Origin of the sequence: Nocardia carnea, assembly GCF_029869215.1 — a bacterium.
GTDB lineage: Bacteria > Actinomycetota > Actinomycetes > Mycobacteriales > Mycobacteriaceae > Nocardia > Nocardia carnea_B.
The window spans coordinates 14,581-30,085 of the sequence record NZ_JARWPM010000323.1 but is presented as its reverse complement, the minus strand read 5'-3'; the positions used below and the strand labels follow the sequence as shown (position 1 = coordinate 30,085).

Genomic DNA, 15,505 nt, shown 5'->3' with positions numbered 1-15,505 from the left:
CCCGGCTCCCCCCCCCCGGGGGGGGCGCCCCCCCGGCTCCGCCCCGGCCCAAAAACCCCCCCCGCCCCCTTAAACACCCCCCCCCCCCACACCCTTCCCCCCCGCCCCCCGGCCGTTCCCCCCCCCCCCCCCCCCACGTCTTTCGATCCGTGGCGATACCCTGGCGTCATCGAGGTTCCGGACAGCACGTCCGCGGCGAACGCGTTGTCGTAGAGGTCGGCGTCGTGGGTCTCGCCGGCCTGCGGCAATTCGGCGGCGAGTGCGCCGGGCAAACCGCAGCACCTGTGCGCTTGCCGGGGCGGGCAGGTGTCAGGACTCCGGCGGTGAACCGGCCGACCTTGCCAGTGCGGCGCCATCGGTGACGGCCGAGGTGTCGTCATCGGCCATGTTCTCTTCCGAATCGGGCGGATTCAGTGGAGGGAGCCGCCGCACCAGGATCTCCAGCTCCTCGTACATGCGCTTGTTTCCTTGCGCCTTCCGGACCGCTTCGACCCAACCGCTGTACTGTTCCCATGCCTTGATCAGGCGTGCACCGGCTGTGTGGTCGACCACCTGCTCATCGAAGATGCCCATGTTCACGCCCGCGGCGATGTTCTCCAGGTACCCGAGGTAGGACCGCAGGCCCATGTATTCCTCACTGTTGGGAACTTTCGCCCGCTCCAGGAATCCGTCATCGCCGTGGACCTTCGAGTACAAGTCGTACTGGCGCGCGATCGTATTTCCGATGAATTCCAGCGTGTACCGGCGGCATTGGCGGCGATTCTCCTCGATCGCCTCCTGTGTGGCACGGTCCACCGCTGCCCGTGACTCCCCGGCCTGATGTGCGAAAATGCGTATCTGCCAGATGAATCCAGCGCATCCGAGGATAAACGTGGCAATCATGATGATCTCTGACACCTCGGCTATTTTAGCGGCAAAGCTGTTGCGGCTCAGCGGATTACGATTATAGACGCACGCCGTGGCCGATACCGGGGAAGACGACCGCTCGTCGCGCTGTTGCATCGGGTATGCCGAAACCCTTCACGGAAGCCGAACGCCAGAAGTTCCTCGCGGGCACGCATATTGCGGTGCTGTCTGTCGCGGCGACCGACGGCCGCCCGCCCGCGTCCGTCCCGATCTGGTACGACTACACACCCGGCGGTGACATCCGGATCAACACCGGCGCGAATCGCCGTAAGGCCAGGCTCATCCGGGAAGCCGGTGTGGTGACGTTGGTCGTTCAGCGCGAAGAATTGCCGTATCAGTACGTCATCGTCGAAGGCACCGTGATCGACGCCGCGAATCCCTCCCCGCAGGACGTCCGGGAAGCCATCGCCACCCGTTACCTCGGCCCCGAGGCCGGGCGTGCGTTCGCCGAACAGATGGACGGCCGCGAATCGGTGTTGTTCACGATCCGCCCCGACCGCTGGATCACGCAGGACTACTCGGACGACTTCTGACGGCCCACCCGCCGGGTCGGGTGCGCAGACGCGGTGGTGGCCTCGGCCACTGCTGCGACGTGCCCCGGTTCGCCGCCGGCCGCCAGATGAACCCGCACCCCAGGCCGCAGCACTGGGCCGGATGAACTAGCGCCCTTCGTGCGACTTCTGGAGCTCCTCGTGGCCGACGCTCTCGGGGGAGGCCGAACTCATCCCGGATCACCTCCGTGATCGTGCCAGAGGTCGGCGGTTGCGCGAATGTTCAAGTGGGAAGCGCAAATCGGCAATGACATGTTGTGTCGAATCCGGCATGCTGAAATCAGCTGCAGGGCGGTTCGATACTGGCGGGGAATATGAAGAAGTACATGATGGTCCTGGTGGGGGCCGGTATGGGGGTAGTAGCCATTGCCATCGCGCCTCCCTCCGTGCTGCGCGTTCTCCTTGTCCTGGCTTTTGTCGCCGCGTTTTTCGCCGTGGTCGTCGCAGTGATCCGGGCCTCCGGTCACGCCGATGATCGGAACTTCGGCAACAGGTGGGCATCCGGTGATGGTGACGGCGGCAAGAGCGCCGGCGATGGCTGTGGCGGCGGGGGCGGATGTGGCGGCGGGGGAGACTGATCGGTCGGTCGATCTGCTCGGCCGGCGCGGACGAAGGCCGAAGCTCCGGCTTCGGCCCCCGCCGGAGTGCGCGGGTTGCGTCAGGCCCGTGACCCGAACCGCTCCAGGACTGCGCTGGCCTCCTGGGATGCGGTGCCTTCGGCGGCGAGGTGCGCCATGGTTTCGGGGATGGGGCGACCGTGGTGGGCCATGGCCTGGGCGTAGAGGCGGCCGGCGCGGTAGGAGGAACGGACCAGGGGGCCCGCCATGACGCCGGCGAAGCCGATTTCCTCGGCTACCTTCGAATGTTCCACGAACTCTTCGGGTTTCACCCAGCGGTCCACCGGGTGGTGGCGGGGAGAGGGTCGCAGATACTGGGTGATGGTGAGGATATCGCAGCCCGCCTCGTGCAGGTCGCGCATCGCCTGGGTGACCTCGTCGGGGGTTTCGCCCATACCGAGGATCAGGTTGGACTTGGTGACCAGGCCGTCGGCGCGGGCGGCGGTGAGCACCTCGAGGGAACGTTCGTAGCGGAACGCCGGGCGGATCCGCTTGAACACCCGCGGCACCGTTTCGAGGTTGTGCGCCAGAACTTCCGGGCGGGACGAGAACACCTCGGCGAGCTGATCCGGTTTCGCGTTGAAATCCGGGATCAGCAGTTCGACGCCGGTGTTCGGGTTGAGCTTCTTGATGGCGCGTACGGTTTCGGCGTAGAGCCAGGCGCCGCCGTCGTCGAGATCGTCGCGGGCCACCCCGGTGATGGTGGAATAGCGCAGGCCCATGGCCTGGACGCTTTCGGCGACCCGGCGCGGTTCGTCGCGGTCCAGCGGGGACGGTTTACCGGTGTCGATCTGGCAGAAATCGCAGCGGCGGGTGCACTGTTCGCCACCGATGAGGAAGGTGGCCTCGCGGTCTTCCCAGCATTCGAAGATGTTCGGGCAGCCCGCTTCCTCACACACCGTGTGCAGGCCCTCGCGTTTCACCAGGCCCTTGAGTTCGGTGTACTCGGGGCCCATGGTGGCGCGGGTGCGGATCCAGCCGGGTTTGCGTTCGATCGGGGTCTCGGCATTACGGGCCTCGATCCGCAGCAGTTTGCGGCCGGCGGGAGCTTGGGCGGAGGTCATGCTGCGTCCATCGAGCATGAGCGAGGGCCCTCCGTGGTTACGCTCCGCTGCCGCCTCCGGGCCTGACTCACTCATGCTGAAAGACCTTTCGGGTCGCGTGCCGCGGTGGCGGCGGCGGGGTCCGCGACGGCCGCGGTGGCGGCCTGCGGAATATCGTGCTCGGTGACCGGAAGCTCGCCGTTGAGCGCGGCCGGGATGGCGTCGGCGAGCCGGGCCCGGGCCTCGGCAACGGTGACGGTGCGGCCGAGTTCCTGGCTGAGGCTGGTGGAGCCCACATCCCGGATACCGCACGGGATGATGGCGCCGAAGGCGCCCAGATCGGGGCAGCAGTTCAGCGAGACCCCGTGCAGGGTGACCCCGCGCTGCACGCGGATCCCGATGGAGGCGATCTTGCGTTCCGGCAGCAGGCCGGATGCGGCGAGCCACACCCCGGAGCGGCCGGGTACCCGCCCGCAGTCGACCCCGAGATCGGTGACCACCTGGATGAGCGCCTGCTCCAGCCGCCGCACGTAATCGACCACGTCGATCGGTTCGGCGAGCCGGATGATCGGATAGCCCACCAGCTGGCCGGGGCCGTGCCAGGTGATCTTGCCGCCGCGGTCCACGTCGATCACCGGGCTGCCGTCGGTGGGCCGGTCGGCCTCCTCGGTACGGCGACCCGCGGTGTAGACCGACGGGTGTTCCAGCAGCAGCAGGGTGTCGGCGCCGCGGCCGTCGGCGCGTTCGGCGGCCAGCTCACGTTGCAGATCCCAGGCCGGCAGGTACTCGATGAGCCCCAGATCGCGGACCTCGACGGGGGTGCTGTCGAAGCGCGCCGACCGGGTTGCGGTGCGGGTGTTGTTCACGATCACGACGTTACGCTCATCTCCAGTGTGAGCTGCATCAGTGTCAGATCCATCCAGCGGCCGAATTTGCGGCCCACTTCCGGCAGTTGTCCGACGGTGCGGAAACCGAACCGTTCGTGCAGGGCGATGGAGGCGGTGTTGCGCGATTCGATGACCGCGATCATGGCGTGGATATCCCCGGCGGTCCGCGCCCGCTCGATCAGTTCGGCCAGCAGCGCGGCGCCGATACCGCGGCGCTGGAAACGGTCGGCGATGTAGATGGAGTTCTCGGCGGTGTGCCGGTAACCCGATTTCGGCCGCCACGGGCCGTAGCTGGCGTATCCGGCGAGTTCCCCGCCCACCTCGGCCACCAGCACCGGGCGGCCGTGCGCGGTGCGGTTGTCGAACCAGGCTTGCCGGTCGGCGAGGTCGACGGGTTCGTCGTCCCAGATGGCGGTGGTTTCGGCGATCGCCCGGTTGTGGATCTCCAGGATCGCGGGCAGATCCCCCGGCCGGGCGTCACGGACCAGGGTGGCGGTGGCGGGGTTCACCGGCCCACCGCGGCAGCGAGCGCCGCACCGACGGTCGGGTGGCGGAATTCGTAACCGGTTTCCTCGAGCACGCCCGGTAGTGCGCGGGGGCTGTGCAGAATCGCCTCGTCGGCGAATTCGCCGATCGCCAGTTTCAGGGCGAAACCCGGGACCAGCAGCGGAGTCGGGCGATGCAGGGCCCGGCCCAGGGCGCGGGTGAACTCGGCGTTGGTGACCGGGGCCGGGCCCACCGCGTTGAGGGGACCCCGGACCGACTCCGTCGTGACGGCATGCCGGATGGCGCCGATTTCGTCGTCGAGGGATATCCACGGCTGATATTGGCGGCCGCTGCCGAGCCGGCCACCCAGACCGAACAGGAACAGGGCCTTCAGTTGCGGCAGCATCCCGCCGGTACCGGCCAGCACCACCCCGCTGCGCAACAGGACGGTGCGGCATCCCGCATCGGTGGCCGCGTGGGTGGCGGCCTCCCAGTCCACGCACAGAGTGGGCAGGAAACCGGTACCCGGCGGGCCGGTTTCATCGACCGCCCGGGCCCCGGTGTCGCCGTAGTAGTGCACGCCGCTGGCGTTCACCAGGGTCGGCACCCCGGCCCGTGCGACGGCCGTGGCCAGCACATCGGTGGGGGTGATGCGGCTATCGCGCAACTCCTGTTTGTAGGCGCCTGACCAGCGTTTACCGCCGATCCCGGCACCGCACAGGTTCACCACCGCGTCCGCACCGTCGAAAACGGCGGGGTCGAGTTCGCCGCGGGCGGGGTCCCAGCGGCGTTCGTCGGGCGCGGCGGCCGGGCGCCGGACCAACCGGAGCACCCGATCCCCGTCCCGGCGTAATGCCGCGACGAGGGCAGTGCCGATCAGCCCGGACGAACCGGCCACCACAACCAGCATCTCCGTGACCTTACAGCCCGAGATCGGCCTCGAACGCCGCCTCTTCGAGGCGGTGCCGGATGGTGGTGAGGAACCGTCCGGCATCCGCGCCGTCGATGAGGCGGTGATCGTAGGTCAGCGGCAGATAGCACATCGAGCGGACACCGATGAATTCGCTACCGGACTCGTCGGTGACCACGGTGGGCCGCTTGACGATGGCGCCGGTCCCGAGCATCGCCGCCTGCGGCGGCACCAGGATCGGGGTGTCGAACAGGGCGCCCTGGCTGCCGATATTGGTGATGGTGAAAGTGCCACCGGCCAGCTCGTCCGGCTTCAGGCCGCCGGTGCGGGCCCGGTTGGCGATATCGGCGATGGCGCGCGCCAGCCCGGCCAGCGAGAGGTCGCTGGCGTTGTGGATCACCGGGGAGAGCAGGCCCTGCTCGGTGTCCACGGCGATCCCGAGATGCACCGACGCGTGGTAGGTGATCTCCTTGCTGTTCGCGTCGTAGCTGGCGTTGACGTTCGGATGGGTTCCGAGCGCCTCCACCACGGCCTTGGCGAAGAACGGCAGGAAGGTCAGGTTCACGCCCTCGCGCTTGGCGAATTCGGCCTTGGCCTTGGCCCGCAGGGTCGCGATCTTGGTGACATCGGCCTCGTGCACCTGGGTGAGCTGCGCGGTGGTCTGCAGCGATTCCAGGGTCTTGGTCGCGGTGATCTGCCGGATCCGGTTGGCCTTCTGCGTGGTCCCGCGCAGCGCCGCCAGGGCGGGGCTGGGGGCGGCCTTCGCGGCCGGAGCCTTCGCGGCGGGCGCGGCGGCCGGAGCCGCGGCGGGGGCGGCGGGCGCCTTCTTGGCCTCGGCGGCGGCGAGCACGTCCTGTTTGCGGATACGGCCACCGACACCGGAACCGGTGACAGTGGACAGGTCGACGCCGTTCTCCTCGGCCAGTTTCCGGACCAGCGGGGTCACGTAGGGGGTGGCGCCGTTACCGGCGGCCGGGGCGGACGCCGGCGCCGCGGGTGCCTGCGCCGCGGGAGCGGGGGCAGGGGCAGGGGCAGGCGCCGGAGCCGGAGCGGGGGCGGCTGCCGGAGCCGGGGCGGCCGCGGCGGGCGCCGGAGCGGGTTCGGGCTCCGGGGCCGGTTCGGGGGCCGGCGCCGGTGCGGGTTCGGGGGCGGAACCGGCGGCGGGAGCGCCGGACCCGATCACGCCGAGCTGACCACCGACCTCGACCACATCGTCTTCGTTCGCGGTGATCTCGAGCAGGGTGCCGGCCACGGGGGAGGGGATCTCGGTATCGACCTTGTCGGTGGAGACCTCGAGCAGCGGCTCGTCCACCGCGACCTCGTCACCGATCGCCTTCAGCCACCGGGTCACGGTGCCTTCGGTAACCGATTCGCCCAGCTCCGGCATCTTCACCGGGGTCCCGGAGGCGGAGCCGGAAGCGGACGCCGCCGCGGGCTGCGGAGCCGGCGCGGCTTCCTGTGCGGGCGCGGCTTCCTGTGCGGGGGCGGGCTCGGGTTCGGCGGCGGCCGGTTCCGGAGCGGGCGCGGGGGCAGCGGATTCGCCGGCCTCGCCGATAACACCCAGTTCGCCGCCCACCTCGACGACATCGTCTTCCTGCGCGACGATCTTCGTCAACACGCCCGCCGCGGGGGACGGGATCTCGGTGTCGACCTTATCGGTGGAGACCTCGAGCAGCGGCTCGTCGACCTCGACCGTGTCTCCTTCCTGTTTCAGCCACCGTGTCACCGTTCCCTCGGTAACGCTCTCACCAAGAGCGGGCATCTGGACGGAGAAGGCCATGTCCGTTGACTCCTCTAACTGCTCGACGGGTCTACAACAGTCTCGTTCCGGAGGATCGCGCCGCGGGTCGCGGCGGTGCTCCAGCCGGCGTTCATTCTGCGCGGCGCCGGAGATCCGTGTGGTTGTTGTTCCGGGAACCATCCTTGCATTCGCCGCCGCGCGCGGTTACCGGAGGGCATCCAATTCTGGTATCCGGCACCATGGAATCACCGCCCTGTACGGCGGGTTCGTGTGATAAGAGGAGGTCGGCCGCGATGGGTTTACTCGATCGTTTCCGTCGCGTCACGCCTGGGCGCGGCGGTGTTTCCCGTGGCCGTTCACCTGAGGCGCGGTATCTCGCGGACTGGGTACGCACGCATACCGGCGTGGAAGGATTCGTCGAACCCAAGACGGCTGTGACCGATGTCACGGTGGTGCTGGTTGCCGCGGATGGGGAATGGACCCGGCGGGTCGTCGGCGAACGCGGCGCGCACCGGCTGGCGCGCGATCTCGGGATCCCGGTGTACGACGTCGGCAAAACCGGCTACCCGCAGCGGATGCGTGACTATGACGCCCGGCGCCGCGTCGAACGCAAACGCGCGATCGAACGCGAACTCGGCGAGGGCTGAGACGCCGTACGGCGCCGCGACTCGTCCGGGGATGCCGCGCGGGTGCCGGCGCTGCCCGGAGACAGCGCCGGACCCGGCTGTTCCGGCACGCAACGAGGCGACTTCGGTGCCTATTCGGCGGCGATGTCCTCGAGCACGGCGATGAGCGTGCGGACCGGAACACCGGTGCCGCCCTTGCCGATGTAGCCGAACGGGCCGCCGGTGTTGTACGCCGGGCCCGCGATATCGATATGGGCCCACTGGACGCCCTCGGGCACGAACTCCTTCAAGTAGGTGCCGGCCACCAGCATCCCGCCCCAGCGGTGTGAGGTCGCGTTGACCATATCGGCGACCTTGGAGTCCAGATCGGCGCGCAGTTCCTTCGGCAGCGGCATCGGCCAGCCGTGTTCGCCCACCTCACGCGAGATCCGGGCGACCCGGTCACGGAAATCGTCGGTGCCCATCACCCCGGGTGTGCGGGTGCCGAGCGCGACCATCTGCGCGCCGGTGAGGGTCGCGACGTCGATCAGGTACTGCGGATCGTCCTCCCCGGCGCGAACCATCGCGTCGGCCAGGATGAGCCGGCCCTCGGCGTCGGTATTGGTGACCTCGATCGTGGTGCCGCCGTACTGGGTGAGCACATCCCCGGGCCGCTGGGCGGTGGCCGAGGGCATGTTCTCCGCCATCGGCACCGTCGCGATCACGGTGATCGGCAGGCTGAGCCGGGCCGCGAGCAGCGTGGTCGCGATGACCGCCGCCGCGCCGGCCATATCGGAGGTCATGTTCTCCATATTCGCGGCCGGTTTGATGGAGATACCGCCGGTGTCGAAGGTGATGCCCTTACCCACCAGCGCGACCTTCTTGTCACCGCCCCGGTAGGTGAGCCGGACCAGCCGCGGCGGCCGCGAGGAACCCTTGCCGACCCCCAGCACACCGCCGTAACCGCCGGCTTCCAGCGCTTTCTCGTCGAGCACCTCGACCTCGAGCCCGGCGCCCTCGGCCAGCAGTTCGGCCCGGCGGGCGAATTCGGCGGGGTACAGGTGGCTGGGCGGGGTGTTCACGAAATCGCGTGCGGTGGCCACGGCTTCGGCGGTGAGCTGAGCGTGCAGCAGCGCGTCCCCGCCGAAATCCGCCTCGGGCACGAGCAGTTCCACGCGGGCCAGCGGGCCGGCGTCGGGCTTCGGCGCCGATTTCGCGGAGCGGAACGGGGTGAAGGAGTACGCGCCTAGGTAGAAACCTTCCACGGCCGCGGCGATATCGAGGCCGGACAGGGTGGTGACGGCTCGCTCGACCCCGGTCAGCGCGCGGGCGGCGACCCCGGCGCTGCGGCGGATCTGTTCGGGGTCCAGCTCTTCGGCGCTGCCGAGGCCGACGGCCAGCACGCTGGTCACCGAATCCAGACCGGCCGGTGCGGGCACCCGGATGAGCTGCTCGGCCTTCCCGGTGCCGCCCACCGCGGTCACCTGATCGAGCAGCCGGGTGCGCAGGTCGGCGTCGAGGACATCACCGAAGAGGTCTTCGGGCAGCAGGACGGGCCCGTCGTCGGTGGTGGCCACACCGACGACGAGGACATCGGTGCCGGGCTCGATGGTCTGGGTACGTGCCAATTCCGGTCCGAGCGGACGATCTGCGACTGCGGTCATGGCCCCAGGCTATTCGCCGGCCGTCCGCTGCCGCACCGCGACACCGTCGAGGAGCATGTCCACGCCGTAGGACAGCAGCGCGTCGAAGTCGAGTTCCGGTGGCGGCGACGCCCGGGGATCGAAGACCCGGAACAGTGTGGGACGTACCGTGGCGTCGATGAGGTCGGCCAGGCCCGGCGGAATATCGCCGGCTCCGTCCGTCCCGCCGAACCGATCGATCCGTTCCGAGGTCCACAGCAGGGCGAGACCCTGCACCAGTGCCGAGAGACTCAGGTAGGCCGACATCAACTCGGTACGCGGCAGGTCCATTTCGTCGAAGGCGGACAGGGCGCGTTCGAGAGTGTCCAGCAGGGCGGCGCCGAGCGGGGGCCGGACGCGGGCCAGCACCGGCAGCACCCACGGGTGGCGCCGGTAGAGCTGCCATTCCCGCCGCGCCTCGACGCGCAGCCGGGCGCGCCACCCGGACAGGTCCTCGGGCGGCGGCGGAGGGTCACCGAGAACCAATTCGACCATCGCGGCGAGCAACTGCTCCCGATCGTCGAAGTACCGGTAGAGGGTCGCGGTGGCCACGCCCAGCTCGCCGGCCAGCCGGCGCATGGTGAGGCCGTCGAGGCCGGTGCGATCGGCGAGTTCCACCGCCGCCCGGGTGATCACGACGGTCGAGAGGCGGCGCGGTACCGGGCGGGCACGCACGGGCGCCGCGGTGCGGCGGGCGCGGTAGGCACGCGCCTGGCAGGAGCGGGAGCAATAGCGCCGCCGGCGGCCCCGGTCCGGTTGCCGGAGCGGCCCACCGCAGCGCACACAGTGGGTCACGTCGTCGATTTCAACACACGAAATACCGTGACGAAATGGTGGTTGTGCGGTGGTGAGCGACATAAGTTCGGGGACGGGAACACCATTCACAAGGAGGCGGGCGTGGGTACGGAACTGGATGTGCGGCGTGCGGACAAGGGCGATACCGACGCGCTGATGACGGCACTCCGGCGGGCGACCCCGGACGAGGCGGTGACCGAATGGATCATGCGCGACCATCCGATGGAGCAGTTCCTCGATGTGTATCTGCCCGAGATCGTCGAACGCGGTCTCGACGGCGACGAGTTCTGGGTGGCGGGCGCGGGCGGCGAAATCTGGGCGGTCTCGCTCTGGCAGACCGTCACCTCGACCGATCGCTTGTTCGCCGACGCCGCCACCGCCCGCGGGTACGCCGACCGGGCGCCGGGCAGCCGGCCGCTGCAGCGTTCGGCCTACGTCACCGAGCTACTGGCCCGTGAACATCCGCGCCGGTTTCCGCACCGCTACCTCGAGCTGATCGTCACGGTGCCCGAATACCGGGGCCGGGGCGCGGGCGCGGCGATCCTCGGTGATCGCACGCGGGCGCTGGCGGCCGCGGGGATGCCGGCCTATCTGGAGGCGAGTACCGAACGGTCGTCGCGGCTCTATGCCCGGCAGGGGTTCGTCCGCACCGGCGAAACGCACACCCTGCCGGAGGACGGACCGACGCTCATCCCCATGTGGTTCGAAGCCTGATCACACGATCGCCGGGGCAGGCCGCGCGGTCACTGTTCCCGCCGGAAGCGAACCTTCATCGGGCCGGACCCGAGGCCCGGCGGCGACCGGCGGCCGGACGTGCACACGCGGCGCGGGGCCGGCCGTGACCTTCCGGGGCCGGGATAAGCTCGCCGGGTGAGTGACGCCGGGCTGCAACAGGGACCTGTCCATGACGTGCACGTCGAACTCGGGGCGAAATTCGCGCCGTTCGGCGGATGGGAGATGCCGGTTTCCTACGCGGGGACGGTCGCCGAACACTCCGCGGTGCGCGAAACGGTGGGCCTGTTCGATGTGAGTCATCTCGGCAAGGCGACCGTGCGCGGAGCCGGCTCGGCCGAGTTCGTGAACTCCGCGCTGACCAACGATCTGGGACGGATCGGCCCGGGTAAGGCGCAGTACACACTGTGCTGCACCCGCGACGGGGGCGTGGTCGACGATCTCATCGCCTATTTCGTGCGCGACGACGAGATCTTCCTGGTACCGAACGCGGCGAACACCGCCACGGTGGTGGAACTGCTCGCGGCCGCGGCGCCGCCGGCGATCACCGTGACCGACGAACATCGCGACCACGCGGTCTTCGCCGTGCAGGGGCCGCGGTCGGCGCAGGTACTGACGGAGCTGGGACTGCCCACGGATCTGTCGTATATGGCGTTCACCGACGCCGAATGGCGCGGGCAGTCCGTACGGGTGTGCCGGACCGGCTACACCGGTGAACACGGGTACGAACTGCTGCCGCGGTGGGCCGGCGCCGAAGCGCTGTTCCGGGCGCTCGTCGAGCAGGTCCGGGGGGCGGGCGGCGCGGTCGCCGGGCTCGGTGCGCGCGACACCCTGCGCACCGAGATGGGCTATCCGCTGCACGGGCACGAACTCTCCACCGAGATCACACCCGTACAGGCCCGGGCGTCCTGGGCGGTCGGCTGGGCGAAAGCGGATTTCTGGGGCAAGGCCGCCCTCGAAGCGGAACGGACGGCCGGCGCCCGGCGGATCCTGCTGGGACTCGAAGCACTCGACCGCGGGATCCCCCGGGAGAACCAGGCGGTGCGCCAGGATGGCCGGGAGGTCGGGGTGACCACCTCGGGGACCTTCTCGCCGACCCGGCAGCTCGGAATCGCCCTGGCACTCTTGGATCCGGCCGTCACGCCGGGCAGCGAGGTGGAGGTCGATGTCCGCGGGCGGTCGCTGCGCTGCACCGTGGTCCGGCCGCCTTTCGTCACCCCGCATACCAGCTGAACCCGGGACCGTCCCTGCCACGGGCGGGGCGGCGAGAGACTCGTGGGTCACAGCCGGCGGGACCACCGCGGATTCGGCGCGGACCCAGGACATAGACTGCTGGTCATGACCGCTGCTGCACAGTTCGCCCGTATCCCTCATCCTGCGCCCACCCCGGCGCAGCGGGTACAGGAGATTCTGGCGGCACCCGGGTTCGGCCGGTACTTCACCGACCATATGGTCACCATCGACTACACCGAGGCCGACGGCTGGACCAATGCCGTGGTCGAACCTTACGGTTCGCTCACCCTCGACCCGGCGACCATGGTGTTCCACTACGGCCAGGCCATCTTCGAGGGCCTCAAGGCCTACCGCCAGCCGGACGGGCAGGTCGCGACCTTCCGCATCGACGCCAACGCCGCCCGCTTCCGCCGCTCGGCGCGCCGGATGGCGATGGCCGAACTACCCGACGAACTCTTCATCGAATCGGTGCGGCAGCTGCTGGAGGTCGACGCCTCCTGGGTGCCGGCCGCCGGCGGCGAGGAATCGCTCTATCTGCGGCCGTTCATGTTCGCCACCGAATCGGGGCTGGGCGTGAAACCCGCCTCCGCGTACAAGTACCTGCTGCTCGGCTCGCCCGCCGGCGCCTATTTCCCGCGCGGCGTGAAACCGGTGCGGGTGTGGCTGTCCACCGACTACGTGCGCGCCGCGCCCGGCGGCACGGGTGAGGCCAAGGTCGCCGGTAACTACGCGGCCTCGCTGCTCGCGCAGGCCGAGGCCACCGCCAAGGGCTGCGATCAGGTGGTGTGGCTGGACGCCTGCGAACGCCGATACGTCGAGGAGATGGGTACCAACAACCTGTTCTTCGTCTACGGTTCCGGTGCCGACGCCCGGCTGGTGACCCCGGAACTGTCCGGGTCGCTGCTGCCCGGTATCACCCGCGATTCGCTGCTCACCCTGGCCGCCGATTCCGGTTACCCGGTCACCGAACGCAAGATCTCGGTCGACGATTGGCGCGCGGGCGCCGAATCCGGCGAGATCACCGAGGTTTTCGCCTGCGGCACCGCGGCCGTGATCACGCCGGTCGGATCGGTATGCGGACCGGACGGCGAATTCGTGATCGGCGGCGGCGAGCCCGGCGAGGTCACCATGGCGCTGCGCGACACCCTCACCGGTATCCAGCGCGGCACCTTCGCCGACGTCCACCAGTGGATGCGCGTGCTCTGAACCCCCCGAGGTATCCGGGTACCGGTACGCCGGTACCCGGACCGGCGGTGTCAGCCGGGCATCAGGGCGTGCCATTCGGCCAGCGAACGCGGGCGCAGCACGTAGTTGTTGTCGCGGATCGTATCCAGCGAGGCGTGCGGGTCGGCCGAGTACCAGTGGCCGGGATAGACCTCCGGGTTGATCGGCATATCGGCCAGCGAGCGCAGGCTGGCGAACATCGCCTCGGAATCGCCACCCGGGAAATCGGTGCGGCCGCAACCGTCGATGAACAGGGTGTCCCCGGCGATGAGTTTGTCGTCGACGAGGAAACACTGGCTACCGGGCGTATGGCCCGGGGTGTGCAGGAATTCGATGTCGAAGGCGCCGACGCCGAGCTTGTCGCCGTGCCCGTGGCCGGTCAGCTCGCTGGGCGCGATCCCGGTGACGTTGGCGACCCAGGATTTCTCCTCGTCGTTCACATGCACCGGCACGGTGGTCTGTTCGAGCAGTTCCTTCACGCCGCGCAGCGTGAAGCCCATCATGGTGCCGCCGATATGGTCGGGATGGTGATGGGTCACCAGTACCCCGGACAGTTTCAGGCCCTCGCTCTCCGCGATCCCGGCCAGATCGCCCGCGGCATACGCCGGGTCGACGACGACACATTCGCCGGTGTCCCGGTCACCGATCAGATAGGCGAAATTACGCATCTGCGTGGCGATCGGGTCGCCGATGGCGAAATCCCGGCCGGCGAGCAGTTGGCGGAAGTAGAGGCGCTCGGCTGACATACCTCCCACCTTATGGGCAGCGCCGCGACGGTGAGACGCTGCGTTCGCAATATTGAGGCGGGGGTGTCACGAGGGCCGCCCCGCTTTGTGGCGCGCAACGTGTCTGAGCCAGCCTGCTCGCCCTCCGGGTGCAGCCTTACGGTCGCAGGAGTGCGCCGCTGCCGGCAACGCGGGTACCGCGACCAACGGCCCGGACCAGGCCGGTCCGGGTACCGCGAGAACGGTGGCCGCAGCAGCCATGACCGCCCAGACGTGACCGTGGCCCAGGACTGCGTTGCCGCGACCAGCGCGCTGAACCGGGTGTCGGGAGCCGGCCGATATCGGCGGCGGGCCGGCCGGGTGGTCGAGGATCGTTCAGGCGGAGTTCGCCGCGACAGCGAACCCCAAGGCCGACAACGCGGTGGTGAGCTCGACCGCGGCGCCGAGCAGATCGCCGGAGAGCCCACCGATCCGCTGGACCCCGTGGTCGGCCAGCCGCACCGCGATCAGTAGCGCGAGCACCGCGACCAACGGGCCGGACCAGGCAAGTCCGGGCACCACGAAAATGGCGGCCGAGGCAGCCAGGGCGCCCCACACCGTGACCGTGGCCCGGGATTGTGTGCCCGCGACCAGCGCGCCGAATCGGGTGTCGGGCGCGGGCTCGATACCGCGGCGGCAGGCCGCTACCACCGCGACCCGGCCCAGCGCCACCGCCACGATCACCGCGTACCAGTGCCCGGAACCGGCGAGGATGGTGAACGCACCGGCCTGGATTCCCGTGGCCAGTACGATCGCCGCCACCCCGAACGGCCCGGCCCCGCCGCTCTTCATGACCTCCCGCGCGCGCTCCGGCGGGCCGTATACACCGAGACCGTCGAAGGTATCGGCCAGGCCGTCCAGATGCATACCCCGGGTCAGCAGCGCCAGTACCGCCACCGACGCGAACCCGGCCGCCGCGCCCGCCGGTGCCAGCAGCCACAGCACGGCCGCCGCTACCAGGCCGAGCGTGAGACCGGCGATCGGTGCCAGCGCGATAGCGCGGGTGGCCGCCGTACGGTCGACCTCGTCGGGGCCGCGGACCGGTAGCACGGTGAGCCAGGAGAAGGTGAGTCGCAGGGTCAGCACGGGGAAGTCTCCGTGACGGATCTCGTCACTTCCGCATATCGATGGTCGAGGCGTCGGCCGCCCCGGCGTTACCGGAGGTTGCGTCGGCAGTGGAATCGGTCGCCCCGGTGCTACCGGGGGCCGCGTCGGTAGGGACGCCGGCCGTTCCCGCCGAGACGCCGGCCGCATCGGTGGGGCCGCCGACTGTTCCGGGCGGGGCGCCTGCTGCGTCAGCAGGGGCGTCGGCGGTGCCGGTACCGGTGC

General features: G+C 69.7%; 16 protein-coding genes. 6 read left to right on the top strand and 10 right to left on the bottom strand.

Annotated features, from left to right (window positions below):
* Positions 1 to 309: 309 nt before the first annotated feature.
* On the bottom strand, positions 310 to 1,002 hold the full coding sequence (locus QH276_RS22790) for a DUF4760 domain-containing protein (RefSeq protein ID WP_280400779.1): 693 nt from the start codon (positions 1,000 to 1,002) through the stop codon (positions 310 to 312).
* A gap of 5 nt (positions 1,003 to 1,007) precedes the next feature.
* On the opposite strand from QH276_RS22790, the gene QH276_RS22785 reads away from it, so the two are divergent.
* Both QH276_RS22785 and QH276_RS22780 read left to right on the top strand, forming a co-directional pair.
* On the top strand, positions 1,008 to 1,439 hold the full coding sequence (locus QH276_RS22785) for a pyridoxamine 5'-phosphate oxidase family protein (RefSeq protein WP_280400780.1): 432 nt from the start codon (positions 1,008 to 1,010) through the stop codon (positions 1,437 to 1,439).
* A 332-nt stretch (positions 1,440 to 1,771) separates the two neighbouring features.
* Complete coding sequence (locus QH276_RS22780) at positions 1,772 to 2,035, top strand: hypothetical protein (protein ID WP_280400781.1); 264 nt, start codon at positions 1,772 to 1,774, stop codon at positions 2,033 to 2,035.
* An 80-nt stretch (positions 2,036 to 2,115) separates the two neighbouring features.
* Here QH276_RS22780 and lipA read toward each other — a convergent pair whose 3' ends face one another.
* The 5 genes from lipA to sucB all read right to left on the bottom strand — a co-directional run bounded on the left by lipA (position 2,116) and on the right by sucB (position 7,180).
* Positions 2,116 to 3,138, bottom strand: a complete 1,023-nt coding sequence (gene lipA / locus QH276_RS22775; protein WP_280400786.1) for a lipoyl synthase — start codon at positions 3,136 to 3,138, stop codon at positions 2,116 to 2,118.
* A gap of 71 nt (positions 3,139 to 3,209) precedes the next feature.
* Positions 3,210 to 3,983, bottom strand: coding sequence for a lipoyl(octanoyl) transferase LipB (lipB, locus tag QH276_RS22770; protein ID WP_280400782.1), 774 nt, complete (start codon positions 3,981 to 3,983; stop codon positions 3,210 to 3,212).
* Between the two features lie 2 nt (positions 3,984 to 3,985).
* Positions 3,986 to 4,513, bottom strand: coding sequence for a GNAT family N-acetyltransferase (locus QH276_RS22765; protein WP_280400783.1), 528 nt, complete (start codon positions 4,511 to 4,513; stop codon positions 3,986 to 3,988).
* Complete coding sequence (locus QH276_RS22760; RefSeq protein ID WP_280400784.1) at positions 4,510 to 5,400, bottom strand: TIGR01777 family oxidoreductase; 891 nt, start codon at positions 5,398 to 5,400, stop codon at positions 4,510 to 4,512. The genes QH276_RS22765 and QH276_RS22760 overlap by 4 nt, the downstream gene beginning before the upstream one ends.
* 10 nt (positions 5,401 to 5,410) lie before the next feature.
* Positions 5,411 to 7,180, bottom strand: coding sequence for a 2-oxoglutarate dehydrogenase, E2 component, dihydrolipoamide succinyltransferase (gene sucB / locus QH276_RS22755; protein WP_280406896.1), 1,770 nt, complete (start codon positions 7,178 to 7,180; stop codon positions 5,411 to 5,413).
* Between the two features lie 254 nt (positions 7,181 to 7,434).
* Here sucB and QH276_RS22750 point away from each other — a divergent pair, with 254 nt between their 5' ends.
* Positions 7,435 to 7,788: an oxidoreductase gene (locus tag QH276_RS22750; protein ID WP_280396610.1), complete on the top strand. Its 354-nt coding sequence runs from the start codon at positions 7,435 to 7,437 to the stop codon at positions 7,786 to 7,788.
* A gap of 110 nt (positions 7,789 to 7,898) precedes the next feature.
* On the opposite strand, the gene QH276_RS22745 is transcribed toward QH276_RS22750, so the two are convergent.
* Together QH276_RS22745 and QH276_RS22740 are read right to left on the bottom strand one after the other, a co-directional pair.
* Positions 7,899 to 9,410, bottom strand: coding sequence for a leucyl aminopeptidase (locus QH276_RS22745; protein WP_280396609.1), 1,512 nt, complete (start codon positions 9,408 to 9,410; stop codon positions 7,899 to 7,901).
* A 9-nt stretch (positions 9,411 to 9,419) separates the two neighbouring features.
* On the bottom strand, positions 9,420 to 10,223 hold the full coding sequence (locus QH276_RS22740) for a TetR/AcrR family transcriptional regulator (RefSeq protein ID WP_280406895.1): 804 nt from the start codon (positions 10,221 to 10,223) through the stop codon (positions 9,420 to 9,422).
* A gap of 102 nt (positions 10,224 to 10,325) precedes the next feature.
* Between QH276_RS22740 and QH276_RS22735 the strand changes: the two genes are divergently transcribed.
* The 3 genes from QH276_RS22735 to QH276_RS22725 all read left to right on the top strand — a co-directional run bounded on the left by QH276_RS22735 (position 10,326) and on the right by QH276_RS22725 (position 13,394).
* Complete coding sequence (locus QH276_RS22735; RefSeq protein ID WP_280396607.1) at positions 10,326 to 10,937, top strand: GNAT family N-acetyltransferase; 612 nt, start codon at positions 10,326 to 10,328, stop codon at positions 10,935 to 10,937.
* Positions 10,938 to 11,093: 156 nt separating this feature from the next.
* Positions 11,094 to 12,188 carry a glycine cleavage system aminomethyltransferase GcvT gene (gcvT, locus tag QH276_RS22730; protein ID WP_280396606.1) on the top strand — a complete coding sequence of 365 codons (1,095 nt, stop codon included), beginning with the start codon at positions 11,094 to 11,096 and terminating at the stop codon, positions 12,186 to 12,188.
* A 105-nt stretch (positions 12,189 to 12,293) separates the two neighbouring features.
* Positions 12,294 to 13,394 carry a branched-chain amino acid aminotransferase gene (locus QH276_RS22725; RefSeq protein WP_280396605.1) on the top strand — a complete coding sequence of 367 codons (1,101 nt, stop codon included), beginning with the start codon at positions 12,294 to 12,296 and terminating at the stop codon, positions 13,392 to 13,394.
* A gap of 50 nt (positions 13,395 to 13,444) precedes the next feature.
* Here the strand turns inward: QH276_RS22725 and QH276_RS22720 are convergent, their stop codons facing one another.
* The gene (locus tag QH276_RS22720; protein WP_280396604.1) at positions 13,445 to 14,158 is read right to left on the bottom strand and encodes an MBL fold metallo-hydrolase; all 714 of its coding nucleotides are present in this window, start codon (positions 14,156 to 14,158) and stop codon (positions 13,445 to 13,447) included.
* 354 nt (positions 14,159 to 14,512) lie between these two features.
* Positions 14,513 to 15,262 carry an adenosylcobinamide-GDP ribazoletransferase gene (locus QH276_RS22715; protein WP_280396603.1) on the bottom strand — a complete coding sequence of 250 codons (750 nt, stop codon included), beginning with the start codon at positions 15,260 to 15,262 and terminating at the stop codon, positions 14,513 to 14,515.
* Positions 15,263 to 15,505: the final 243 nt, after the last annotated feature.

What these genes read in the sequence shown, in the direction of transcription:
- QH276_RS22725 (WP_280396605.1), top strand. Translation starts at nt 12,294, where the DNA reads ATGACCGCTGCTGCACAGTTCGCCCGTATCCCTCATCCTGCGCCCACC.
- lipA (WP_280400786.1), bottom strand. Translation starts at nt 3,138, where the DNA reads ATGACCTCCGCCCAAGCTCCCGCCGGCCGCAAACTGCTGCGGATCGAG.
- QH276_RS22760 (WP_280400784.1), bottom strand. Translation starts at nt 5,400, where the DNA reads ATGCTGGTTGTGGTGGCCGGTTCGTCCGGGCTGATCGGCACTGCCCTC.
- QH276_RS22750 (WP_280396610.1), top strand. Translation starts at nt 7,435, where the DNA reads ATGGGTTTACTCGATCGTTTCCGTCGCGTCACGCCTGGGCGCGGCGGT.
- sucB (WP_280406896.1), bottom strand. Translation starts at nt 7,180, where the DNA reads ATGGCCTTCTCCGTCCAGATGCCCGCTCTTGGTGAGAGCGTTACCGAG.
- QH276_RS22780 (WP_280400781.1), top strand. Translation starts at nt 1,772, where the DNA reads ATGAAGAAGTACATGATGGTCCTGGTGGGGGCCGGTATGGGGGTAGTA.
- QH276_RS22790 (WP_280400779.1), bottom strand. Translation starts at nt 1,002, where the DNA reads ATGCAACAGCGCGACGAGCGGTCGTCTTCCCCGGTATCGGCCACGGCG.
- QH276_RS22785 (WP_280400780.1), top strand. Translation starts at nt 1,008, where the DNA reads ATGCCGAAACCCTTCACGGAAGCCGAACGCCAGAAGTTCCTCGCGGGC.
- QH276_RS22745 (WP_280396609.1), bottom strand. Translation starts at nt 9,410, where the DNA reads ATGACCGCAGTCGCAGATCGTCCGCTCGGACCGGAATTGGCACGTACC.
- QH276_RS22720 (WP_280396604.1), bottom strand. Translation starts at nt 14,158, where the DNA reads ATGTCAGCCGAGCGCCTCTACTTCCGCCAACTGCTCGCCGGCCGGGAT.